The 22,600-nt window shown below is 64.5% G+C and carries 16 protein-coding genes and 1 other RNA gene; 10 read left to right on the forward strand and 7 right to left on the reverse strand.

Features of this window, described 5'->3' with window-relative positions:
• Window positions 1-1,330: 1,330 nt before the first annotated feature.
• From ACNPAA_RS09540 to ACNPAA_RS09570, 7 genes are all read right to left on the reverse strand, one after another.
• The gene (locus tag ACNPAA_RS09540; RefSeq protein WP_417891711.1) at window positions 1,331-4,237 is read right to left on the reverse strand and encodes a DUF748 domain-containing protein; all 2,907 of its coding nucleotides are present in this window, start codon (window positions 4,235-4,237) and stop codon (window positions 1,331-1,333) included.
• Window positions 4,238-4,508: 271 nt separating this feature from the next.
• Window positions 4,509-4,922, reverse strand: a complete 414-nt coding sequence (locus tag ACNPAA_RS09545) for a MerR family transcriptional regulator (RefSeq protein ID WP_010674587.1) — start codon at window positions 4,920-4,922, stop codon at window positions 4,509-4,511.
• Between the two features lie 54 nt (window positions 4,923-4,976).
• Window positions 4,977-5,948 carry a hydroxymethylglutaryl-CoA lyase gene (locus ACNPAA_RS09550; protein ID WP_417891712.1) on the reverse strand — a complete coding sequence of 324 codons (972 nt, stop codon included), beginning with the start codon at window positions 5,946-5,948 and terminating at the stop codon, window positions 4,977-4,979.
• The gene (locus tag ACNPAA_RS09555; protein WP_417891713.1) at window positions 5,945-7,909 is read right to left on the reverse strand and encodes an acetyl/propionyl/methylcrotonyl-CoA carboxylase subunit alpha; all 1,965 of its coding nucleotides are present in this window, start codon (window positions 7,907-7,909) and stop codon (window positions 5,945-5,947) included. Before ACNPAA_RS09555 ends, ACNPAA_RS09550 begins: the two co-directional genes overlap by 4 nt.
• The gene (locus ACNPAA_RS09560) at window positions 7,906-8,754 is read right to left on the reverse strand and encodes an enoyl-CoA hydratase-related protein (protein ID WP_042878770.1); all 849 of its coding nucleotides are present in this window, start codon (window positions 8,752-8,754) and stop codon (window positions 7,906-7,908) included. Before ACNPAA_RS09560 ends, ACNPAA_RS09555 begins: the two co-directional genes overlap by 4 nt.
• 9 nt (window positions 8,755-8,763) lie before the next feature.
• Window positions 8,764-10,380, reverse strand: coding sequence for a carboxyl transferase domain-containing protein (locus ACNPAA_RS09565; RefSeq protein ID WP_408809008.1), 1,617 nt, complete (start codon window positions 10,378-10,380; stop codon window positions 8,764-8,766).
• Window positions 10,377-11,525 carry an isovaleryl-CoA dehydrogenase gene (locus ACNPAA_RS09570; RefSeq protein WP_151028040.1) on the reverse strand — a complete coding sequence of 383 codons (1,149 nt, stop codon included), beginning with the start codon at window positions 11,523-11,525 and terminating at the stop codon, window positions 10,377-10,379. Before ACNPAA_RS09570 ends, ACNPAA_RS09565 begins: the two co-directional genes overlap by 4 nt.
• A 256-nt stretch (window positions 11,526-11,781) precedes the next feature.
• Here ACNPAA_RS09570 and ACNPAA_RS09575 point away from each other — a divergent pair, with 256 nt between their 5' ends.
• The 10 genes from ACNPAA_RS09575 to ACNPAA_RS09620 all read left to right on the forward strand — a co-directional run bounded on the left by ACNPAA_RS09575 (window position 11,782) and on the right by ACNPAA_RS09620 (window position 22,587).
• Window positions 11,782-13,293: a CoA-acylating methylmalonate-semialdehyde dehydrogenase gene (locus tag ACNPAA_RS09575; RefSeq protein WP_417891714.1), complete on the forward strand. Its 1,512-nt coding sequence runs from the start codon at window positions 11,782-11,784 to the stop codon at window positions 13,291-13,293.
• Window positions 13,294-13,374: 81 nt separating this feature from the next.
• Complete coding sequence (locus ACNPAA_RS09580; RefSeq protein ID WP_161470449.1) at window positions 13,375-14,532, forward strand: acyl-CoA dehydrogenase family protein; 1,158 nt, start codon at window positions 13,375-13,377, stop codon at window positions 14,530-14,532.
• A 118-nt stretch (window positions 14,533-14,650) separates the two neighbouring features.
• Complete coding sequence (locus ACNPAA_RS09585) at window positions 14,651-15,442, forward strand: enoyl-CoA hydratase (RefSeq protein WP_161470448.1); 792 nt, start codon at window positions 14,651-14,653, stop codon at window positions 15,440-15,442.
• A 78-nt stretch (window positions 15,443-15,520) separates the two neighbouring features.
• Window positions 15,521-16,621, forward strand: a complete 1,101-nt coding sequence (locus ACNPAA_RS09590) for an enoyl-CoA hydratase/isomerase family protein (protein WP_201871954.1) — start codon at window positions 15,521-15,523, stop codon at window positions 16,619-16,621.
• 27 nt (window positions 16,622-16,648) lie between these two features.
• Entirely contained in the window at window positions 16,649-17,569 is a 921-nt protein-coding gene (mmsB, locus tag ACNPAA_RS09595; protein WP_201871953.1) for a 3-hydroxyisobutyrate dehydrogenase, read from the forward strand.
• Between the two features lie 71 nt (window positions 17,570-17,640).
• Window positions 17,641-18,402 carry an SDR family oxidoreductase gene (locus ACNPAA_RS09600; RefSeq protein WP_113725435.1) on the forward strand — a complete coding sequence of 254 codons (762 nt, stop codon included), beginning with the start codon at window positions 17,641-17,643 and terminating at the stop codon, window positions 18,400-18,402.
• A 365-nt stretch (window positions 18,403-18,767) separates the two neighbouring features.
• Window positions 18,768-20,204: an arginine-ornithine antiporter gene (gene arcD, locus ACNPAA_RS09605; protein WP_010674600.1), complete on the forward strand. Its 1,437-nt coding sequence runs from the start codon at window positions 18,768-18,770 to the stop codon at window positions 20,202-20,204.
• Window positions 20,205-20,295: 91 nt separating this feature from the next.
• A complete protein-coding gene (locus ACNPAA_RS09610; RefSeq protein WP_042014760.1) occupies window positions 20,296-21,084 on the forward strand; it encodes a sulfite exporter TauE/SafE family protein in 789 nt (262 codons plus the stop codon).
• Window positions 21,085-21,186: 102 nt separating this feature from the next.
• An RNA gene (gene ffs, locus ACNPAA_RS09615) (signal recognition particle sRNA small type) lies at window positions 21,187-21,283 on the forward strand.
• Window positions 21,284-21,396: 113 nt separating this feature from the next.
• Window positions 21,397-22,587, forward strand: a complete 1,191-nt coding sequence (locus tag ACNPAA_RS09620) for a tyrosine-type recombinase/integrase (protein ID WP_417891715.1) — start codon at window positions 21,397-21,399, stop codon at window positions 22,585-22,587.
• Window positions 22,588-22,600 lie beyond the last annotated feature (13 nt).

The following is a 22,600-nucleotide window of genomic DNA, read 5'->3' on the forward strand; positions in this document are numbered from 1 at the left end:
TGAATGAAAAACGTTTTCAACGTTGCGATTTTGTATAAAAGGCACCTTGGCATGAAAGTCGGCAACGATGGTGGTGACTGGGACTGGTGAGGGAAACGCGCCCCCGGATGGTCGCGTCATGGCGGCTTGATTGAAAAATGAGTTCATATGCCATCAGACCAGAGTGTTTACCTCCTGTTTGTAGCCCATCGGCCTCCCGTATCGCTTGCCATCGCAGTGTCCGTTGCGCTCCCCATTTTCTCGTCAACCCCGCGCTCGCCACCGTGTTCCCTACACAAGGGCGGGGCGCCTGAGAAACCCGCAGGCGCGCCGTGTTGACTGCCACGGGCGAAAGGGGCGCAAGATCAACGGGTGGGCTCAGAGGCTGCCCTTGTCAAAAAGCCAGAGGCGGGATGGGCCATGGGCCCAGATGACAAAAACCAAGACGCAAGAGGGTGAGCCAAGGGATCGCCCTGTGGCCGGAGGCTTCAACATGGCAGAGACGGCAGCACCGGTTGTACTGGTGAAAAAGCGTCAAGACGGGAGGAATGGCGTCATGGGCTAGCCAGGTGACAAAAACCAAGACGCAAGAGGTTGAGCCAAGGGATCGCCCTGTGGCCGAAGGCTTCAACATGCAGACACGGCAGCACGGAGGGCCAGTGAAGAGGCTGCGAAATTTAAGAGGGGGCGCGGGGTTGGCCCTGTGGCGTGCGGGAGAGGGTGTTCAGGATTGGCCCGATTAGACACTGTCTATCTGATCGGGCCATCTATTTTGACATGCCGACATGCCGACATGCCGACATGCCGACATGCCGGATAACTGGATTGTTCGGGACGGCTAGCGAGAGACAAATCCTGATGGCAGGGGTCAGGGGGAGGTTAGAGAAGGGGAGGCAAGCAGCCAAGGTCACCTCCTGCCTCTGCTCGGCCAGACCGGCAACCAGGGATAAGGAGAGCCCACCTCGTGCCCGCCACGGTGAAAGACTCAGCAAGGGACAGGGATCCGCTTCCCTTGTTCCTTCGTGGAGAGACGCTACCAGAAGTAGAGATCCACCATCCTGATCATCCCGCTGCAAGCAGGCAAGCAAGTAGGGATAAGGCAGCTCCACCATGATGTCGCCGCCGCTAGGCACAAAGGGAACAACAGGGGCAAAGCGCGGCGCCAGCCACCGCCCGCTCGCTCCGGCGGGAAAGAAAGGGACGAGAAAGGGCCGAGCAGACTGGCGCCGTCCGGGTACCTGGGCGGTGGGCACCTTAAAATGGCCAGGAAGGCGTTATCCGGTCGGGGGTGGGAGCCCCTCGGGCCATATGCCGTCGGGGCAAACAAGAGGGGTATCCGGCGGGGGCCGGATCAGTTGTCCAGGGTCAGCACCACCTTGGCTTCCTTGTCGGCCTCCTTTACCTGGCTGTCGAGCACGAAGAGGCGCTCCGGCGCGATGCCCTGGGTATCCACCAGATACTCCTTGGTGTTCTGGGCGCGGCGCATGGCGAGGTTTCGCAGGGACTTGGCGGTGATGAGTTGCTGATCCCGCAGCAGGAGCACCGCCTGGGCGCGCAGGGCCTCGCTCCCTTCATCGAGTCGCAAGCGGTCGGCCAGATCCCCGAGATCTTCGTTGAACTTGGCTTCATAAGCCTCTGCCAGTGCGGACTGCATGGCGGGATCCTGCTCCAGCAGCGTCAAATCCACCGGGCTGCCGGTGGTCTTGGCCAGCAGCCGCTCAAGCTTCTGGCGCTGGAGGATGGGGCGCTCTTCGTTGAAGTTGACCTTGCCGCGGATGTTCATGCTGAGCTTGGGCCTCTCCTTGAGGGCCTGGGCGAGGGTGGTCAGCTTGGTCTGCTGGGTCGGGGTCAGGGCGGGATCGCCGGGCAGGAAGGGGAGCTCGTCGAGATCCTTGGTGCCCCCCGTCAGGGACGCAAGCAGGGAGAAGGGGGAGGTGATGGCCTTGCCGAGGGTATTGCCGAGCACGTCCCAGAAGATATTGCCCAGGCTGAAATCAGGCTGATCCAGATTGCCCTTCACCTTGAGGTTCATCTTGATGACGCCGTTCGAATCGCTCAGCAGGGCGATGGCGAGGCCGAGGGGCAGATCCTTGGCCTGCTCGCTCTTGACCTTCTCCCCGAGTTGCAGCTTCTTGATGGTGATGTCGTTGTCCCCCTCCAGCCGGTTGCCCTGCAGCTTGTAGTTGAGCTTCATGGAGAGCTGCCCCTTGTCGATGGCATAGCCTGCATAGGTGCTGGAGTAGGGGGTGAAGGTGGTGAGCTCCAGGTTGTTGAAGGCCACGGCCACATCCAGCACGGGATCCTCGATGAGCAGGTTGGCGCCCCCCCGGATGGTGACGGGGGCGTAGCGGTCCACCTTGCCGTTGAAGGCGAGCTCGGAGCGCTGCCCCGGGGTATTGCTGATATGGCGGCTCTGGCCGTCGAGGGAGGCGATGTCCACCACGAACTCCGGGCTCAGGCTGCGATCGGCGAAGCGCAGGTTGCCCTGGGCGGTACGGATCTGATCGATGACGATGTGCGGGGCGGGGGCGCTCTCCCTGGCGTTCGCGGCGGGTTGCGGCAGCAGCAGTTGCTGCACGTTGGTGATCCCCTCTTCGTTGATCTCGATACGGGCATAGGGTTTGCTGAGCAGGATGTCGGCGATGCGCAGTTGCTGGCTCAGGCCATCATAGTGCAGGCCGCTCAATTGCAGATTCTCTATCTGGAGCAGGCGCTGGTTGTCGGCCCGATCCAGCACGTTGAGCCCCGCGACCTCGAGTCCACCGCTTATCTCCAGCTTGCTGATGGCCCCCTGGCGGTCGGTGACCAGGTCAAGCCTCGTGCGGCTGGCAAGCTCGCCGTCCCGCACGCTGATGCGCAGCAGATCCTGCAGGTAGGGTTGGGCCAGGGTCAGCGGCAGCCCCTGCTGGCGGATGGCGCCGTTCAGGGTGAAGGGGGTCAGCCCCAGGGTGCCGTCAAACGCCACCGTCGTCCTGGTGTCGAGGGCTGCGTTGAGGGTGAGGGGGCTGGGTTGGGCGGTCTGGCTGCCAAGGGGCCCCAGGGTGAGGGCGATGGCGGAGATGGCCCGTTTCAGGGGCTTGCCGCTGGTGGCTTCGGTCAGGGTGAGGCTGCCCTGGTCGATGCGGGTCTGCTTGAGGGCCCATTGCCAGGGCTTGGCGGGGGTGGCCGGTTGTTTGCCCCCCTTGGGGGTCTTCTGGGGGATCAGCAGGTCCGCGAGATCCAGTTGTTGCTGGTGGTCGAGGACGGCGGTGATGGCCGGGCTCTTGAGGGTGGCGGCATCGAGCTCAAGGCGCTGCTTGTTGCCATCGATGCGGATCCCGGTCAGCGCCAACTGCTTGAAGCGGGCAAATTCCTCCCCCTTGTTGCGTGTGAGCTGCCAGTTGGCCAGGGTCAGCTTGCCCTTTGACAACTGCCAGTCCAGTCCCTGCTTGCCCTGGGTGAGGCGATAGGCGAGCTCGGCGCTGGCCTCCCCTTTGGCGAGGGTCGCCTTGAGATAGGGGGCCCAGAGGGGGGCGAAGGGGGCGATGGCCACCTTGCCAAGGCTGAGGTTGCCCTTGCCGGCACCGCTCATCATGTCGAACTCTCCTTCGGCCTTGAGGGGGCTCTTCTCGTTGACGGTGGCGCTCAGGCGATAGGGGTTGAGCACCCCCTCTGCGCTGGAAAATCCGGGCAGGTGCAGGGTGAGCTTGTCCAGGGTGAGGGGCGGCACCCACCCCGGACTGTTGGGCTTGCGGCTGTCCCGGTAGCTGAGCCGGCCCTGCTCGACGGACAGCTTGCCGATAGTCACCAGCACGGGCTCGGCGCTAGCTGGCGGTGTTTGCTCCGGCGCAGGGGCGAGCAGGGAGGCCAGTGCATCGGTCAGGTTGAAGCGTGCCTCCCCCTTGAGATCCTCGAGGCGCACCAGATCTGCCCTGGGGGCGGTCAGGGTGGCCTCTTCCAGTACCAGGGCGCGCTGCTGCCAGCTCGCTTTCAAGGCGGGAATGAGCTTCAGCTCTTCAAATGACACCAGTGCTTGCTGCTGGTCATCGAGCAGGGCGCTGGGCCCCAGCACGAGGGAGGGGGAGCGGATCCCCACCTCTATCTTGCCAAGGGAGAGGTGCAGACCGTAATGGGTGGCAAGCCAGCCGGGGAGATGGCGCTGGATGAGGGTCGGCGCCTGCCAGAGCAGGATGGTGATGCCGATGAGCAGGAGCGCGAGAAGATAGAGGGCATAGCGCAGCAGACGAGCGGGCAGAGGCTTGAGCATGATGGTCTCCATTTGATGCGCATATGGTAGCAATTAATCGTGCCCGGTTCATGGGAAGGACTCATGAGGTGCGCCGCACTCTGACCGGGCTGGGGAATTATTGTGCGACCAAGGCCGGATTTCCCCCGTTTGCCCCACCTCGCCGCTTGCCCAAACCGCCCAGTCTGTCCGGCATGTCGCGATGGGCGATGTGGGGAACAAGGGGGTTGCCGGGTCAGGGCTTGCCACTGCGAATATCCACTGGAAAATCGGGATACCGGGGGCGAGATACCCCCAGAGTCTGTCAATCCCCGTCGGTTTTCAAGCCGCCGAGGGAGTGGATGCAGCGCTGCTCGGCGGCATCGAGCTCGGCCATCACCATCTGGATGTCCTCTAGCTGCTGGCGCAGGGAGTGGCGTCTGGCTTCGATGAGCTGGATCATGGAGTGAAGCTGCATCCGGCTGGAGCGGTCGGTGTCGTACATGTCGAACAGTTCGCGGATCTCCGCCAGGCTGAACCCGAGGCGCTTGCCGCGCAGGGTCAATTTCAGGCGGATCCTGTCCTTGTGGCTGTAGATGCGGGTCTGCCCCTCCCGGGTCGGGGTGATGAGCCCCTCGTCCTCGTAATAGCGGATGGTGCGGGGGGTGATGTCGAACTCCTGGGCCAGCTCCGAGATGCTGTAGGTCCTCTCCTTGCCACTGGCGTGTCTGGCTCTCATGGTGCGCCCTCCTGATGAGATGGCGGGGTCCTGGCACAGCGGCAAGGGCCGGGTTCATGATGCATGATGGCCTCCCGGGGTGCGCTGCTCGCGCTCTTGTGCGAGGCGCAGTCCCCTCCCGTGCAGGGCCTGGCCGACCCGTGAGCCGTTGGGGCGCCCCAGCAGCTCGCTCACCCACTGGCCGGTGGCGGCCAGCTGGTCGAGGTCGACGCCGGTGCTCATGCCAAGGCCGTGCAGCAGATAGACCACCTCTTCCGACGCCACATTGCCGGAGGCGCCGGGGGCATAGGGGCAGCCGCCGAGCCCGGCCACCGAGCAGTCGATGGTGCGGATCCCGCGCTCCAGCGCCGGCAGCAGGTTGGCCAGCCCCTGGCCATAGGTGTCGTGAAAATGAACCGCAAGCCGGCCCGCCGGGATCTCGTGCAGTACCGCATCCAGCATGGGAGCCACGGTGCCCGGGGTGCCGACGCCGATGGTGTCGCCGAGGGATATCTCGTGGCAGCCCAGATCCAGCAGCCGCTCGGCCAGGGCGGCGACCCGTTTCGGGCGGGTCGGGCCGTCGAACGGGCAGGCGATGACGGTGGAGAGGTAGCCGCGCACCTTGATGCCGAGGCTGCGCGCCTCCTGCACCAGGGGGGCGAAGCGCACCAGGGACTCCTCCACGCTGATGCCGATGTTGGCTCGGGTGAAGCCGTCCGAGCAGGCGGTGAAGAGGCCTATCTCGTCGGCGCGTGCGGCGACGGCGGCCTGCAGACCCTGCAGATTGGGCACCAGGGCGCCATAGCGGGTCGGCCCCCTGCGCGGCAGGGCGTTGAACAGTGCGGCGGAATCCGCCATCTGCGGCACCTTTTTGGGCGACACGAAGGCCCCCACCTCGATGCGCTGCAACCCGCTCTCGGCCAGGCGGGCGATGAGCGCCAGCCGCTGCGCCAGGGAGAGGGTGGCGGTCTCATTTTGCAGGCCGTCCCGGGGCCCCATCTCCACCAGGCTGACCTTGTCGTCCCGGTTCTCGTGCGTGTGGCTCATGAGCGCTCCTCCTGCGCGGTATGGTCCTCGGCAAAGCGCACCAGCACGGCGCCCTGGCTCACCTGTTCCCCCTGGCGGCACTGCAGGGCCTCAATCACCCCGTCCCGGTCGGCCTTGAGGACGTGCTCCATCTTCATCGCCTCCAGCACCAGCAGGGGTTGCCCCTTGCTGACCGGCTGGCCGGCCTCGACCTGCAGCGCCACCACGATGCCGTGCATGGGGGCCAGGATGCCCGGGACATGGCTCGTGTCGTGATCATGGTGGAGCTGATGATGCTGATCATCGAGCGAGAAGCGGATGCGTCTGCCCGCCAGGTGCAGCAAATAGGCGCCCTCGCCGAGGGGCTGCACCGGATAGCGCTGCCAATGTCCACTCTGGCACAGGCGGATCTGATCTGACCCGAGTTCAAACGGGATCTGCTCGCCCTGCCAGAGCAGGGCGCCCCCTCGCTCGGCGAGGGTGAGAGTGCGGGTCTCCTCGCCGATGCGCACCGTGGCGCAAAAGCGGCGGGTGGGGCCCAGCCGAAAGCCTGCGGCCTGCTGCCAGGGGGAGGCATCGCGCTCGCAAGTGGCGAGCCAGAGGGTGGTGAGGGGCCAGGCGAGCGCCGGAACGGGCAGGGTGTCGGTGGGAATGGGCCACTGGGTGTGGTGGCGCATCGCCAGCACCTCTGGCGCTTCGCACAGGCGCTGCAGGAGCGGGCCGTTGTGCACCAGAGGGCCGAGATCCAGGGCTGCCAGGGCATCGGCCAGGGTGGCAAAGGCTTCGCTGCGGCTCGGTGCGTGGGCGACGAGCTTGGCGATCATGGGGTCGTAATAGGGGCTCACCTCATCGCCAGCGGTGACGCCGGTGTCGATGCGCACCCCCTTGGGCCAGGTGAGCCAGTGGATGGGGCCGCTCGCTGGCAGAAAACCGGCGGCCACGTCCTCGGCGTAGAGGCGCGCCTCCACCGCGTGGCCACGCAGCACCACTTCATCCTGGGTGAGGGGCAGCGGTTTGCCCTCGGCCACCGCCAGCTGCCAGGCCACCAGATCCTGACCTGTGATGGCCTCGGTAACCGGATGCTCCACCTGCAACCGGGTGTTCATCTCCATGAAGAAGAACTCCTCCTTGCAGAGCAGAAACTCGATGGTGCCGGCCCCCCGATAGGCGATGGCCTTGGCCGCCGCCACGGCCGCCTCGCCCATGGCGCGGCGCAGGGCAGGGGAGATGTCGGGGGCGGGGGCCTCTTCGATCACCTTCTGGTGGCGGCGCTGCAAGGAGCAGTCCCTGTCCCCCAGATAGATGGCGTTGCCAAGGGCATCGGCAAAGACCTGCACCTCCACGTGGCGGGCGCGGGGGAGATAGCGCTCCAGCAGCACATGGTCGTCGCCAAAGGCGGCACTCGCCTCCCGCTTGACCGCCGCCAGGGCGTCGTCAAAGTCGGCCAGCTGATCGACCCGGCGCATCCCCTTGCCACCGCCGCCGCTGGCCGCCTTGATAAGGAGCGGGAAGCCCACCTGGCTCGCCTGATCGCGCAAAAAGCCGGGGTGCTGATCCGCGCCGTGATAACCGGGCAGCACGGGGACGCCGGCTGCCTGCATCAGCGCCTTGGCGCCCGACTTGTCCCCCATGGCGAGGATGGCGGCGCCGCTTGGGCCGACAAAGCGCACGCCCCGCTGCTCGCAGGCGGTGGCAAAGTCGCTGTTCTCGGACAGGAAACCGTAGCCCGGGTGGATGGCGTCGGCATTCGCCTCTTTGGCAATCTTGAGCACCTTGCCGGTGTCGAGGTAGCTCTCCCGGGCGGGGGCCGGCCCCAGATGCCAGGCCTCGTCGGCTTCGCGCACGTGCATGGCGCGGGCGTCGGCGTCGGAGTAGAGGGCGATGGTGTGAATGCCGAGGCGTCGTGCTGTCTTGATGATGCGCACGGCGATTTCACCGCGATTGGCGATCAGCAGGCGCTTGATGGGAGTGTGATGGGTCATGCTTCGTCCTTGAAACGGGGGCGCCAGGTGGGGGGGCGTTTGTCGAAGAAGGCCTGGATCCCCTCCTGTGCCTCGAGACCGACCCGTACCCGGGCGATGGTCTCGACGGTCTGCTCTTCGTGCTGGTGGCCTGGGCGCCCTTCGAGGGCGGCCAGCAGCCGCTTGGTCTCCTTCATCGCCTGGGGGCCGTTGCGACATAACCGCAGGGCCATGGCGCGTCCCTCCGCCAGCAACTGATCAGGCTGGCTGAGCCTGTGCACCACGTTGAGTCGGCAGGCGGTGATGGCATCGAAGGGCTCCGCGCTCAGCATGTAGCGGCGGGCCTGGCGCATCCCCATGGCGCGCACCACGTAGGGGCTGATCACCGCAGGCACCAGTCCCAGGGTCACCTCGGAGAGGCAGAAGCGGGCATTTTCGCTGGCCAGCACGATGTCGCAGGCGCAGACAAGGCCTAAGGCTCCGCCGTAGGCGGCCCCCTGCACCAGGGCCACCGTGGGGAAGGGCAGCTCGTCCAGTGCCTGCATCAGGTGGGCCAGCACCCGGGCGTCCTCGCGATTCTTGTCAAAGGCGCGGGGGTCGAACGCCTCCCCGGCCATCTTGCGCATCCACTCGAGATCGGCGCCCGCGCAAAAATGCGGCCCCTCGGCGCGCAGCAGCAGCACGTGGGGGCGGTCGGCCAGCGGCTGGCCGTGGGCCAACTCGTCGAGACAGTCGAGCAGCCCCTGCATCAGGTCGGCATCGAGGGCGTTGTGACGGGCCGGGCGGGCGAGCACCAGCTCGATCACCGGGCCGTGGCGCTCAAGGCGAAAATGGGCAAGGGGATCGTTGAAGAGCGGGTCTGACATATGAACTCCTTACATCCGGAAGATGCCGTACTGCAGAGGGCCAGGCTCGGCCCCCTGGCAGGCCGCCAGCGCCAGGGCCAGCACGGTGCGGCTCTGGGCCGGGTCGATGACGCCGTCATCCCACAGGCGAGCACTGGCGTAATAGGGGTGACCCTGGCGCTCGTACTGCGCTATCACCGGGGCGCGAATGGCGGCCGCCTCCGACTCGCCCAGAGTCTTGCCCTCGGCGGCCAGCTTGTCCCGGCGCACCTGCACCAGCACCCCGGCCGCCTGCTCGCCCCCCATGACGGAGATGCGGCTGTTGGGCCAGCTGAAGAGAAAATCCGGTTCATAGGCGCGCCCGCACATGCCGTAGTTGCCAGCGCCGAAGCTGCCGCCGACGATCAGGGTGATCTTGGGCACCCGGCTGCAGGCCACGGCGGTCACCAGCTTGGCGCCGTGCTTGGCGATCCCCTCTTTCTCCGCCGTACTTCCTACCATAAAACCGGTGATGTTTTGCAGAAACAGCAGCGGGATCCCCCGCTGGTTGCAAAGCTGGATGAAGTGGGCTCCCTTCTGGGCGCTGTCGCTGTGCAGCACGCCATTGTTGGCGAGGATCCCCACCTGCATGCCCTCAATGCGGGAAAAACCCGTCACCAGGGTAGTGCCGAACAACGCCTTGAATTCGTCAAACACAGAGCCATCCACCAGCCGGGCGATCAATTCTCGTGCGTCATAGGGGCGCTTGAGACTGGTGCCCACCAGGCCGTAGAGCTCCTCGATGGGGTAGTGCGGCTCATCATAGGAGGGAGCGGATGGGGCCGGTGACGCCGCCGTCTGGCTGTCACCCAGGTTGCTTACCAGGGTGCGGGCGATGGCCAGGGCATGGGCATCGTCCCGGGCCATGTGATCCGCCACCCCGGAGTGGGCGCAGTGTACCTCGGCGCCGCCCAAGGCTTCTGCGCTGATCTCCTCGCCGGTGGCGGCCTTGACCAGGGGTGGGCCCGCCAGAAAGAGGGTGGCCTGCTCCCTGACCATGATGGACTCGTCCGCCATGGCGGGCACATAGGCGCCGCCGGCGGTGCAGAGCCCCATCACCACCGCCAGCTGGGGGATGCTCTGGGCCGACATGCGAGCCTGGTTGTAGAAGATGCGGCCAAAATGCTCCCGGTCGGGGAACACCTCGTCCTGCATGGGCAGGAAGGCACCGCCGGAATCCACCAGATAGAGGCATGGGAGGCGCAGTCGCTCGGCAATGGCCTGGGCGCGCAGGTGCTTTTTCACCGTGAGGGGGTAGTAGGTGCCGCCCTTCACGGTGGCGTCATTCACCACCAGCATGCACAGGCGCCCCGAGACCCGGCCGATGCCGGTGAGGATGCCGGCAGCGGGCACCGGTTCGTCATAGACCTGCCAGCCAGCCAGCGCCGACAGTTCGAGAAAGGGGGAACCCGGGTCCAGCAGCTGGTCGATGCGCTCCCGGGGCAGCAGCTTGCCACGGGCCTGGTGGCGGGCGTTGTTGGCAGCACCGCCGCCCAAGGCTATCTCCTCCAGGCGGGCATTGAGATCGTCGACCAGTGCCTGCATGGCGGCCCGATTGGCCTCATAGTCGGGGCTGGCGGTGTCGAGGCGGGAGTGGATCCTGCTCATGCGCTCTCTCCCATCAGCTCGCGGCCGATGAGCCAGCGGCGGATCTCCGAGGTGCCGGCGCCGATCTCGTAGAGCTTGGCGTCCCGCAGCAGGCGGCCGGTGGGGTATTCGTTGATGTAGCCGTTGCCGCCGAGCAGCTGGATGGCATCGAGAGCCATCTGGGTGGCGTTCTCGGCGGCAAACAAAATGGCGGCGGCGCAATCCTTGCGGCTGGTGCGGCCCTGATCGCAGGCGCTCGCCACCGAATAGACCAGCGCCCGGCTGCTGGCGAGGCGGGTATACATGTCGGCGAGCTTGCCTTGCACCAGCTGGAACTCGCCGATGGCCTGACCGAACTGCTTGCGCTCGCGCACATAGGGAAGCACCACGTCCATGCAGGCCTGCATGATGCCAAGGGGCCCGGCCGCCAGCACCACCCGCTCGTAGTCGAGCCCGCTCATCAGTACCTTGACCCCGCCGTGCAGGGGGCCCAGCAGGTTCTCCTGCGGCACCCGGCAGTTGTCGAACACCAGCTCGCAGGTACTGGAGCCGCGCATGCCGAGCTTGTCGAGCTTCTGGGCGGTGGAAAAACCGGGAGTACCCGCCTCGACGATAAAGGCGGAAATCCCTTTGGGCCCGGCGGCGGCATCGGTCTTGGCATAGATGACGAAGGTGTCGGCATCGGGCCCGTTTGTGATCCACATCTTGTTGCCGTTCAGCACGAAGTGATCCCCCTCGCGCACCGCGGTGAGGCGCATGCTGACCACGTCGGAGCCGGCACCCGGCTCGCTCATGGCCAGCGCCCCCACGTGTTTGCCGCTGACCAGATCAGGCAGGTATCTCGCCTTCTGATCAGGGGTGCCGTGGCGGTGGATCTGGTTGATGCAGAGATTGGAGTGGGCGCCGTAGGAGAGGCCGACCGAGGCGCTGGCGCGGCTCACCTGCTCCATCACCAGCACATGGGCCAGATAGCCGAGGTTCACCCCGTCATACTCCTCCGCCACCGTGATGCCGTGCAGCCCCAGCTCACCCATGCGGGGCCAGAGATCCCGGGGGAAAGCGTTGCTCTGATCGATCTCGCTGGCGCGCGGTGCGATCACTTTCTGGCAGAAAGCCTCGACCTGTTCGGTCAGGGCCTGGAGGGTTTCATCCATCAGGGCATGCATCCGTGCTCTCCTTGGTGCAGTGGACTGCCGATTTCCCCTGCCATCAGGGTGATGACTGGTCAGTCCATTCGTGATTCAAGTTTACGTTAGCGTAAACGTAAATGAGTTGTTAGTCTAAGGTAAATTCGATGGCAGCCCGTCGCAAGGGCTACCCGGGCAGAGGAGCGCAAGGAGTGAACAGGATGTGCAACAGCAACATGGATGTGGCCGGCCTGCAGTGGCCTGCCATCGCCTGCCAACGGGCCAGGAGGGGGGCATGAGCCAGCATCACACCCAGTACGGGGATCTGCCGCTCTACATCGGTGGCGAGGCGTGTCCGTCCGCAAGCGGCGAGTGGATAGAGGTGACCGACCCGGCGGACCAGCATCTGCTGGCGCGGGTGCCGAAAGCTACCTCTGCGGAAATTGAGCTGGCGGTGCGCACCGCTCACGAGGCCTATCTGCTGTGGCGAGAAGTGCCGACCTCCGAGCGGGCCCGGGTGATGTTCAACTACCAGCATCTGTTGAAAGTGCATCACGACGAGCTGGCGACCCTGCTGGCCCAGGAAACCGGCAAGAACCTGGCGGACGCCAAGGGGGACGTCTGGCGCGGCATCGAGGTGGTGGAGCAGGCCTGCGCCATTGCGAGCCAGACCCTGGGGGAGACCATGGGCAACGTGGCGCGCAGGGTCGACGGCCACTCCTGGGTGCAGCCTCTCGGGGTCTGCGTCGGCATCACGCCGTTCAACTTTCCGGCCATGATCCCGCTCTGGATGTTCCCGCTGGCGGTGGCCTGCGGCAACGGCTTCGTGCTCAAGCCCTCCGAGCAGGATCCGCTCACTCCCATGCGCCTGGCCGAGCTGTTTACCGAGGCGGGGGCCCCCAAGGGCATTCTGTCGGTGGTGCATGGCGGCGCCGAGCAGGTGGATGCGCTGCTGGCCCATCCCGATATCAAGGCAGTCAGTTTCGTGGGCTCGGCCCGGGTCGGCGGTCACGTCTATCGCAGCGCCACGTCACAGCTCAAGCGCGCCCAGTGTTTTGTCGGCGCCAAGAACCACATGGTGATCATGCCGGATGCCAACAAGGCGCAGGTACTCGGCAACCTCGTGGGAGCGGGAGTCGGCGCCGCCGGTCAGCGCTGCATGGCCATCAGCGTGGCGGTGTTCGTGGGGAGCGCCCGGGAGTGGATCCCCGAGCTCGCCGCCGAGTTCGCCAAGGTGAAACCCGGCGTCTGGCACGATCCCGAGGCGGCTTATGGTCCCCTCATCAGCCCGGAGGCGAAAGTCAGGGTGGAGGGGCTCATCGAGGCGGGGATTGCCGAGGGAGCCGAGTGCCTGCTGGACGGCCGTTTTTGCGACGTACCCGGCTACCCGGTGGGCAACTGGGTGGGGCCGACCCTGTTTCGCGGCGTGACCCCCGAGATGCGCATCTACCGGGAGGAGATCTTCGGGCCCGTGCTGGCCTGCCTCGAGGTGGAGAGCCTCGACGAGGCGCTTGCCCTCATCAACGCCAACCCCTACGGCAACGGCACCTCCCTCTTCACCGGCTGTGGCGCCGCCGCCCGCAAGTTTCGCCACGAGGTGGCGGTGGGCCAGGTGGGGATCAACGTGCCCATCCCGGTGCCGCTGCCGTTCTTCTCCTTTACCGGCTGGCGCGGCTCCTTCTACGGGGATCTGCACGCCTACGGCAAGCAGGCGGTGCGTTTTTACACCGAGACCAAGACGGTGACGGAGCGCTGGTTCGACGAAGACATTCCCAGCGGCCCCAATATGACCATTCAGCTGCGCTGACGGCAGGGGTTGCCCACTTTGCCCGGGTGCCCCCATTGACAGCAACGGATCGACGGAACAAGTACAAAGGAAGCGAACAAGATGGATTTTACCCTGACCGAATCCCAACGGGCCTGTGTCGAGTCGGCCGGCGCCTTCGCCGATCTGGCGCTAAAACCCCACGCCGCGCGCTGGGACAGGGAGCACGAGTTCCCCATCCCCACCATCAAGCAGGCGGCGGCGCTGGGCCTGTGTGGCCTCTATACCCCGGAGCAGTATGACGGTCTGGGCCTGAGCCGGCTCGATGCCAGCCTCATCTTCGAGCGCCTCGCCATGGGCTGCACCTCCACCACCGCCTATCTCACTATCCACAACATGGTGAGCTGGATGCTGGGCAGCTGGCTGCCTGCCGAGGTGGCCGAGCAGTGGGTACCCAGGCTAGCCAGCGGCGAGCTGCTGGGATCCTACTGCCTCACCGAGCCGGGGGCGGGCTCCGACGCTGCGGCCCTCAAGACCCGCGCCGTGCGCGATGGCGAGGATTACCTCCTCGATGGCAGCAAGGTGTTCATCTCGGGCGCCGGCAGCACCGACGTGCTGGTGGTGATGGCCCGCACCGGTGGCGAGGGGGCCAAGGGGATCTCCGCCTTCATGGTACCGGCCCAGACCCCCGGCGTGAGCTACGGCAAGGCGGAGGAAAAGATGGGCTGGAACAGCCAGCCGACCCGGGAGGTGAACTTCAATGCCGTGCGCATTCCCGCTCGCTTCCGGCTGGGGCAGGAGGGGGAAGGGTTCAAGTTCGCCATGCAGGCGCTCGATGGGGGGCGCATCAACATCGCCAGCTGTTCGCTGGGCACCGCCCAGCAGGCCCTGGACGACGCGTTGGAGCACGTGCGCCAGCGTCAGCAATTTGGACACCCGATCAGCGAATTCCAGAGCGTGCAGTTTCGCCTGGCCGACATGGCCACCGAGCTCGCCGCCGCCCGCCTGCTGGTGCGCCAGGCGGCCGCCAAACTCGATGAGGGCAGCCCGGACAAGAGCGCCTGGTGCGCCATGGCCAAGCGTTTTGCCACCGACGTGGGGCACCGCATCTGCGACGACGCCCTGCAACTCTTTGGCGGCTATGGTTATATCCGCGAGTATCCGCTTGAGCGCTATCTGCGCGACACCCGGGTGCACCGCATTCTGGAAGGGACGAATGAAGTGATGCGGCTCATCATCGCCCGCCGCCTGCTGGCCGACCCCGGCCTGTCGCTGGAGTAGCGGGAGGGGCCTGCTCTGAGGACGCAGTCGGCGCGTCCTCATGCTTTGTGAGCCAGGTGCAGGTTGGCTCCATTCAACCCTGTCATCATGGGGCAGTTTTTTTGACAAGGACAACGCAATGACAAGGATCAGGCTCGAATATCACGGCCACGTGGCCTACATCACCCTCGATCACCCACCCGCCAACACCTGGACGCTCGCCAGCCTGAAAGCCTTCTTGCAGATGATGGTGGAGCTGGATGGTCGCCCCGACGTGGTGGCCCTGGTGATCCGCGGTGCCGGAGAGAAATTCTTCTGCGCTGGCGCCGATCTCAAGATGTTCGCCGACGGCAGCCTGGCGTATGCCCGCGAGGTGGCCGAGGCCTTTGGCCACGCCTTCGAGGCGCTGGCCCGCTTTCACGGGGTCAGCATCGCCGCCATCAACGGTTATGCCATGGGAGGGGGGCTCGAAGTCGCGCTGGCCTGCGACATCCGCATCGCCGAGCAGCAGGCCAAGCTGGGGTTGCCGGAGGCCTCGGTGGGCTTGCTGCCCTGCGCCGGCGGCACCCAGCGCCTCACCGAGCTGGTGGGGCCGGGCTGGGCCAAGCGGATGATCCTCTGCGGCGAGAAGGTGAGCGCCACCCTGGCCTACGAGATGGGGCTGGTGGAGGAGGTGGTGACCGAGGGGCACGCCTGGGAGGCGGCGCAGCAGATGGCCCAGCTGGTGGAGCGCCAGAGCCCGAGCGCCCTGCGCGCCTGCAAACAGCTCATCAATCAGGGGCGAAGCACCCACAGGGACGCGGCGCTGCCACTCGAGCGCAGCCTCTTTCTCGCCCTGTTTGACGATGCCAACCAGCGCGAAGGGGTGGCGGCCTTCCTCGAGAAGCGGGCTCCGCGCTGGCGTTACGACCAATCCAAACCGAAAGAGTGAGGGAGTGAAGGATGAATGAGGTAATGATGGCGACCCGCCATGTCGCAGGGGCAGATACCCGGTCTGCGGGGGCTGCCCATGAGTGAGCCCGTGCGCATCGAGACCCGCCCCACGGCGGATGGCCGCCACATCGGCATGCTGACTCTGGACAGCCCCGCCTCCCTCAATGCCCTGAGCCTTGAGATGATCCAGTTGTTGCAGGGGGCGTTGACCCGCTGGGAGCAGGATCCGGCCATCGTCTGCGTGTTGTTGCAAGGGGCCGGCGAGAAGGCATTCTGCGCCGGTGGCGACATCCGCTCCTTTTATTACCGCAAGCAGGAGGGGAACGAGTCGGCACTGTTTGGCTATGCCCGCGACTTCTTCCTGCAGGAGTACCGGCTCGATCACCACATCCACTGCTACGGCAAGCCCCTTGTCTGCGTGGCGGACGGCATCTGCATGGGGGGCGGCATCGGTCTCTTTGCCGGGGCCGGTTTTCGGGTGGTGACCGAAAAGAGCCTGTTCGCCATGCCGGAGGTGACCATCGGCCTCTATCCGGACGTGGGGGCCAGCTGGTTTTTGAGCCGGATGCCGGGGCGGCTCGGGCTCTGGCTTGGCCTCACCGGTGCCCGCTTCAACGGGGCGGATGCCATCGGCCTGGGGCTCGCGGATCATGCCATGGGGAGCCGCGAGCGGGCGGAGCTGCCGGCGCGCCTCGTCGCCCTCGACTGGTCCGCAGGCGACCCCGGCGAGCAGATCGAGGCGCTGCTCACCGATTTGCAGGAGGCCCCTGGTCAGGCATTGCCGCCTCCCGTACTGCTGCCCCACCAGGAACGCATCGATGCGCTGTTGGCCGGCCGCTCCCAGCAAAGGGTGCTGGCACGCCTCGAGGACGCCGAGCTGGACGAACCGGGGCTGGCTCAGGGGCGGGAGACCTGCCTTCGCGGCAGCCCCATCAGCCGCGCCATTCTCTGGCGCCAGTTCTGGCAGGCACGGCGCCAGTCCCTGGCCGAGGTGTTTGCCGACGAGCTGACCCTCTCGGTCAACTGCGTGCTCAGAGGGGACTTCGTGGAAGGGGTGCGGGCCCTGCTCATCGACAAGGACAAGTCCCCTCGCTGGCAGGCCCCGCAGGCAGGGGAGGCCTGGCTGGATGCCTTCTATCGCTGGCCCGAGGGTGACAACCCCTTGCGCCCCCGCTGACATGCGATCACACACAAGGAGCACACCATGACAAGGATTGGGTTTATCGGGCTTGGCAACATGGGGGGCCCCATGGCCGCCAACCTGGCCAGGGCGGGGCACAGGGTGCAGGTGTTTGATCTGGTGCCCGAGAGCCTGACCCGCGCCATCGAGGCCGGCTGCCTCGCCACCGGCAATGCCCGGGAAGCGGTGAGCGGCTGCGAGCTGGTCATCAGCATGCTGCCAGCGGGCGAGCACGTGCGCAGCCTCTGGCTGGGGGAGAGTGCCGGTGAGCGGGGCGGCCAGGATCTGCTGACGGCCCTGTCGCCCGGCGCCCTGGTCATCGACTGCTCCACCATAGACGTGGCCTCGGCCCGTCAGGTGGGGGCGGCGGCGAAGGCGCGCGGCATCCGTTTTCTCGATGCACCCGTCTCGGGAGGCGTGGCCGGTGCGGCGGCGGGCACCCTCACCTTCATCGTCGGCGGCGAACAAGCGGATTTTGAAGCGGCCAGACCCGTGCTCGCCTGCATGGGGCAGAACCTGTTTCACGCCGGGGCCCTTGGCGCCGGCCAGATCGCCAAGATGTGCAACAACATGCTGCTCGCCATCCACATGGCGGGCACCGCCGAGGCGCTGGCGCTCGGGGTCAAGGAGGGGCTGGATCCCGCCGTGCTCTCCACCATCATGGGCAAGAGTTCGGGCAACAACTGGAGCCTGGAGCGCTACAACCCCTGGCCCGGGGTGATGGAGAACGTGCCGGCGTCGCGTGGCTATCAGGGGGGCTTCATGACCCGGCTGATGGTCAAAGATTTGGGGCTCGCCATGGCGTTGGCGGAACATGCCCACAGCGCCGTGCCCATGGGGGCCCTGGCCCGCAACCTCTTCAACCTGCACGGGAGCCAGGGCCAGGAGAACAAGGATTTCTCCAGTATCCTCGAGCTCTATCGGGATAAAACTGCGCCGGGTTAAGGGCCGTTATCTACCTATTTACCCGATAGTCTTTGACTCGACAGTCACCGGCCATCTCACCAGGAGCATTTATGGATATCACACGGAAAGTCATCGCCATCACGGGGGCGGGCAGGGGGCTAGGCCGCGCCATCGCCCTGAGTCTGGCGGAGCAGGGGGCCGTGCTGGCCCTCATCGACGTCAACCGCACCGATCTGGAGGTGACCGAGGCGGAGGTGCGCAGCCGTGACGGCCGCTGCGCCCTGTTCGTCTGCAACGTGGCAAGCGAGCCGGAGGTCGAGGCGACCTTCGCCGCCATCAAGGATCAGTTCGGGGCCTTGCACGGCCTCGTCAACTGTGCCGGCATCCTGCGCGACGGCATGCTGATCAAGGTGAAGGAGGGGGCACTGACGGAGAAGATGAGCCTGGCCCAGTGGCAGAGCGTCATCGACGTCAATCTCACCGGCACTTTCCTGTGCGGGCGCGAGGGGGCGGCGCTGATGGCCATCGGCGGGGAGGGGGGCGTCATCATCAACATCTCCTCCATCGCCCGGGCTGGCAACATGGGCCAGAGCAACTATGCCGCCAGCAAGGCGGGAGTGGCCTCTCTGGTGGTCACCTGGGGGAAGGAGCTGGCCCGTCACGGCATCCGGGTGATGGGCATCGCCCCCGGCGTCTTTGCCACCGACATGACGGCGGCGATGAAACCCGAAGCCATGGCCCGCATGCAGCAGGCCATCCCGGTGGGCACCCTGGGGCAGGCGGCGCAGCTGGCCCAGACGGTGCAGTTCATCCTTGCCAACGACTATCTGTCGGGGCGGATGATCGAGCTGGACGGCGGCTTGAGGCTCTAGCCCCCCCTGTATATACCCTCTCTGACGCCCCTCCTGCAGGGGCGTTTTTGCAGGGGGAAGGCCCCAGTGCAAGGGTGCATAGCCATGCAGGTCCGGCTTTTGAAAAGCGGGGCGGCATCATGAAAAGTCGTGAAATATCAACGGGTCTTTCTTAATTTGAACCAGCTCACAGGCACCCCGGGTCAGTGCTGTAAAATTGCGCGCGGTCAAGGCGGCTCATGATTGACGGCAAGAGGGATTGCGGCCGGAATAGTCATGCAATATAGTTGCCGCCTTTTTCACGGGGTACGGATTTCTAGCCCCTCCCATGTCGCGCGCTGTATGAATACGGATGCTCAGCCGCCGCCTAATAAAACAGGTTTGAGATGGACAAGAAACTGGGGCTGGGTGCCCTCATTTCGCTGGTGATCGGCTCCATGGTCGGTGCCGGGGTTTTCAGTCTGCCGCAAAACATCGCAGCGCACGCCAGTGCCGGGGCCGTCGCCCTGGGATGGGCCATCACGGGGATCGGCATGATCTGCCTCGCCCTGGTCTACCAGAATCTCTCCATGCGTAGACCGGATCTCGATGGCGGCATCTTCAGCTACGCCAAGGCCGGGTTCGGGGATTTCGTCGGCTTCAACGCCGCCTGGGGTTACTGGCTGTGCCAGCTGCTGGCCAACGTCTCCTACGCCATCGTGGTGTTCAGTGCGCTGAGCTACTTCTTCGACACGCCGGACAATGTCATCTTCGGTGACGGCAACACTCCGGTCGCCATCACGCTCGCTTCCCTGCTCATCTGGTCGGTGCATGCCCTGGTGCTGCGCGGCATCCAGGTGGCGGCGCTGGTGAACATCGTCACCACCATCGCCAAGATGGTGCCCCTCATCGTCTTCTGCGTAGCCATCCTGCTCGCTTTCAACATGGAGACCTTCACCCTGGATCTCTGGGGGCAGGGGAGTCCCGAGCTCGGCTCCGTGATGGATCAGGTGAAGTCCACCATGAAGGTGACCCTCTGGGTCTTCATCGGCATCGAGGGGGCCGTGGTGGTCTCCGCCCGTGCCCGCCATCGCAAGGACGTGGGCCGCGCCACCGTGCTGGCGCTGCTCGGCGCCCTGGCGCTCTACGTCATGGTGACCCTGTTCTCCCTGGGGGTCATGAACCAGCCGCAACTGGCGGCCCTCAAGAACCCCTCCACCGCCATGATCCTGGAAGCCGTGGTCGGCCCCTGGGGCGCCTGGCTCATCAACATCGGCCTGGTGATCTCGGTGATGGGGGCCCTGCTGAGCTGGACCGTGCTGGCGGCGGAAGTGCCCTACATCGCGGGCAAGACCGGGGTCTTCCCGGCCTGGTTCGCCAAGGAGAACAAGAACGGCTCCCCCAAGGTGTCGCTCTGGTGCTCCACCTGCCTGGTGCAGATCTTCCTCATCATCATCTACTTCCAGAACAGCACCTATCTGGCGTTGGTGAACATCGCCACCTCGGCGGCCCTGGTGCCCTATGTCTTCTCTGGTGCTTACGGCCTCAAGCTGGCGTTGAAAGGGGAGACCTACGCGGGCCAGCCCCATCAGCGCAAGCGCGACCTGCTGCTGGCCCTGGTGGCCACCGTCTATGGCTGCTGGCTGGTCTATGCCGCCGGGGTGGAGTACCTCTTGCTGGTGGCGCTGCTCTACAGCCCGGGGATCTTCATCTACTGGAAGGCGCGTCAGCACCACGGCCTGCGCAGCCTCAACCGGCTGGAGCAGGGGATGACGGCAGCCCTGCTCGGTTGCGCCGTGCTGGCGTTCTACAAGGTGATGGACGGTACCATTCCCCTGCATTAATCGGCACAATAAAGAGATGGCAAGATGCCATCTCTTTTTTATGGATAATGGCGGTCAAGTTGACCGCTGTTTCGTTATTGAAGGAATGTTTATGCTGTTTGTGGGCTATCTGGTGTTGGGCGCCTTCGCGGGCATGCTGGCCGGGCTGTTCGGTATCGGCGGCGGCCTCATCATCGTCCCCGTGCTGGTCCTGAGTTTTCACGCACAGGGCGTGGCGCCGGAGATCATCACCCATCTGGCCCTCGGCACCTCGCTGCCCACCATGATCTTCACCGGTTTCAGCTCCCTGCGTGCACACCAGGAGGCCGGGGCGGTGGACTGGGGAATGATTCGGCGCCTGGGCGCCGGCATGCTGGTCGGTGCCTGGCTCGGCGGCATGACCGCCAACCTGCTCAGCGCCAGCACCCTCAACATCATCATCGGCTGCTTCGCCTGGACCATGGCCCTGCAGATGGGGCTCAATTTGAGGCCAAAAGCGGAGCGACACATGCCGGGCCCCCTTGGTACCGGGATCGCGGGCACCGTCATCGGCTGGATGTCGGCCTTGTTCGGCATCGGTGGCGGCTCGCTGACCGTGCCTTACCTCACCTGGAATTCGGTGCCCATGCGCAACGCCGTGGCCGCCTCCGCCGCCTGCAGCATGCCCATCGCCCTGGCAGGCAGCCTCAGCTACCTCTATGCCGGTTGGGGAGACGCCGATCTGCCCGAGTGGAGCGTCGGATTCATCTATCTGCCAGCCCTGCTTGGCATCGTGCTCACCAGCACCCAGTTTGCCCGTCTGGGCGCCAGACTGGCACACCGAATGTCACCCCGGCGGCTCAAGCAGGCCTTTGCCCTGCTCATGTTGCTGGTGGGTGCCAAATTCATGCTCTTTAGCTGAACCCTTGGCCAGATTGTTGAAAAATAAGGCGAACGGCTCGTGATGCGGTAGAAAGCCATTGCATTGAGGGGCCAGTTTGCCTATTCTCCTCGCCGGTGGTCCTATTGGTCCTCTCGCATTGATAACCCGTCGACCTGGTCAGGACCGGAAGGTAGCAGCCAAGGCGGGGGACTCGAGTGCCGGGATGTGGCTGGTAGGGCCACCACCTGTTTCTGCCATTCCCGTTTAAGATCAGTAACTTAGCTTGTTGAAGGCAAGCTGTTTGTGTATCACTGTCACACAAACTGGCACACAATCCTCATAGGAGGTGCCATGTACTTACTGAATAGAAACGGAATTTACTACTACCAACGAGTGACCATGTGCAATGGTCGTCGTCAGACCTTCCGTAAATCCCTCAAAACAAGAGACAAGGCACAAGCCCAGCTCTTGGCACTTCAAATTCATTTTGATACTGGCCTTGATACCAGTGAGCACAACAGCACTGTGAGCCATGAGGCTCGTTCTGTTGCACCCGATATCGCTACGCCTGTAGCTCATGGACACATCCCTACAAGCACCAGCAGCGAAGCTGTATGCCCCTCTGGGGTCGAATCCCCCGCTGTACCTTCCGAAAACACATCACCAGACCAAGAAGAAAAGCTTTCCGGTCACGTCGAGTCATACATTGCTGAAAAGCAATTGTCATGGGCTCCTAAAGAGACCAAGAACCAACAAAACTACATCAACACTTTTATTGAACACGTTGGTGATAAGGGTCTGTCTGAGTACACAAAGGCCGATGCTGTAGCGTTCAAAACTTGGCTGTTGGGTTCTGGGAAGTCGCCGACCACAATCAATAAGTACATTCAAAAACTGAGTTTGTTGTTTAGTTGGCTATCAGATCACACTGAGCAAACAACGGACATATTCAAGGGCCTGAAGCTCAAGCGGGTCAAAGAGGTCAACGTCAGATCCGGCTACACAGATCCAGAGTTGAAACTGTTCGATTCATGGGCCAAGGAGCAAGAGCCGTGGCGCATGTTCATTGCCATGATAGGGAGATATCACGGATTGCGTTCTAATGAAGCCTGCCAGCTCTACAGTGATGATATAGAGCAAGTTAATGGTGTCTGGTGCTTCAACATCAGAGCTACACGTGAAGATCAGAGCCTCAAGACAGAGGCAAGCCAACGGCTTGTCCCAATCCATAGCAAATTGTTGGGGGCTGGATTCCTGGACTTTGTAGCAAGTAGGAAAGGGGGTAGGTTGTTCAAGGAGCTGCCATATCGGAACAACTGCTATAGCCATCTGTTTGGGCAGTGGTTTAGCCGTAACCGTCCAGTTAACAAAGACTTCCACAGCCTGCGGCATACAGTAGCAAGCAAGCTAAAAGCTGCGGGCATTCCCTTGCAGTATGCGGCGGCGATCTTGGGCCACACAAACAAAGCTATCAGTTATGATCGCTATGGTGGTGATGTTCCATTAGACAAACTCAAAGAAGCTTTGGAGATCGCACTATGAACACAAAATTACT

This window comes from Aeromonas sp. PS2Canimalfood6 (assembly GCF_048276795.1).
Taxonomy (GTDB): Bacteria; Pseudomonadota; Gammaproteobacteria; order Enterobacterales; family Aeromonadaceae; genus Aeromonas; species Aeromonas caviae.

Bases quoted from the DNA above. Each gene is read 5' to 3' on its own strand.
- ACNPAA_RS09540 (WP_417891711.1), bottom strand. From the start codon at position 4,237: ATGGAGACCATCATGCTCAAGCCTCTGCCCGCTCGTCTGCTGCGCTAT.
- ACNPAA_RS09545 (WP_010674587.1), bottom strand. From the start codon at position 4,922: ATGAGAGCCAGACACGCCAGTGGCAAGGAGAGGACCTACAGCATCTCG.
- ACNPAA_RS09550 (WP_417891712.1), bottom strand. From the start codon at position 5,948: ATGAGCCACACGCACGAGAACCGGGACGACAAGGTCAGCCTGGTGGAG.
- ACNPAA_RS09555 (WP_417891713.1), bottom strand. From the start codon at position 7,909: ATGACCCATCACACTCCCATCAAGCGCCTGCTGATCGCCAATCGCGGT.
- ACNPAA_RS09560 (WP_042878770.1), bottom strand. From the start codon at position 8,754: ATGTCAGACCCGCTCTTCAACGATCCCCTTGCCCATTTTCGCCTTGAG.
- ACNPAA_RS09565 (WP_408809008.1), bottom strand. From the start codon at position 10,380: ATGAGCAGGATCCACTCCCGCCTCGACACCGCCAGCCCCGACTATGAG.
- ACNPAA_RS09570 (WP_151028040.1), bottom strand. From the start codon at position 11,525: ATGCATGCCCTGATGGATGAAACCCTCCAGGCCCTGACCGAACAGGTC.
- ACNPAA_RS09575 (WP_417891714.1), top strand. From the start codon at position 11,782: ATGAGCCAGCATCACACCCAGTACGGGGATCTGCCGCTCTACATCGGT.
- ACNPAA_RS09580 (WP_161470449.1), top strand. From the start codon at position 13,375: ATGGATTTTACCCTGACCGAATCCCAACGGGCCTGTGTCGAGTCGGCC.
- ACNPAA_RS09585 (WP_161470448.1), top strand. From the start codon at position 14,651: ATGACAAGGATCAGGCTCGAATATCACGGCCACGTGGCCTACATCACC.
- ACNPAA_RS09590 (WP_201871954.1), top strand. From the start codon at position 15,521: ATGAGTGAGCCCGTGCGCATCGAGACCCGCCCCACGGCGGATGGCCGC.
- mmsB (WP_201871953.1), top strand. From the start codon at position 16,649: ATGACAAGGATTGGGTTTATCGGGCTTGGCAACATGGGGGGCCCCATG.
- ACNPAA_RS09600 (WP_113725435.1), top strand. From the start codon at position 17,641: ATGGATATCACACGGAAAGTCATCGCCATCACGGGGGCGGGCAGGGGG.
- arcD (WP_010674600.1), top strand. From the start codon at position 18,768: ATGGACAAGAAACTGGGGCTGGGTGCCCTCATTTCGCTGGTGATCGGC.
- ACNPAA_RS09610 (WP_042014760.1), top strand. From the start codon at position 20,296: ATGCTGTTTGTGGGCTATCTGGTGTTGGGCGCCTTCGCGGGCATGCTG.
- ACNPAA_RS09620 (WP_417891715.1), top strand. From the start codon at position 21,397: ATGTACTTACTGAATAGAAACGGAATTTACTACTACCAACGAGTGACC.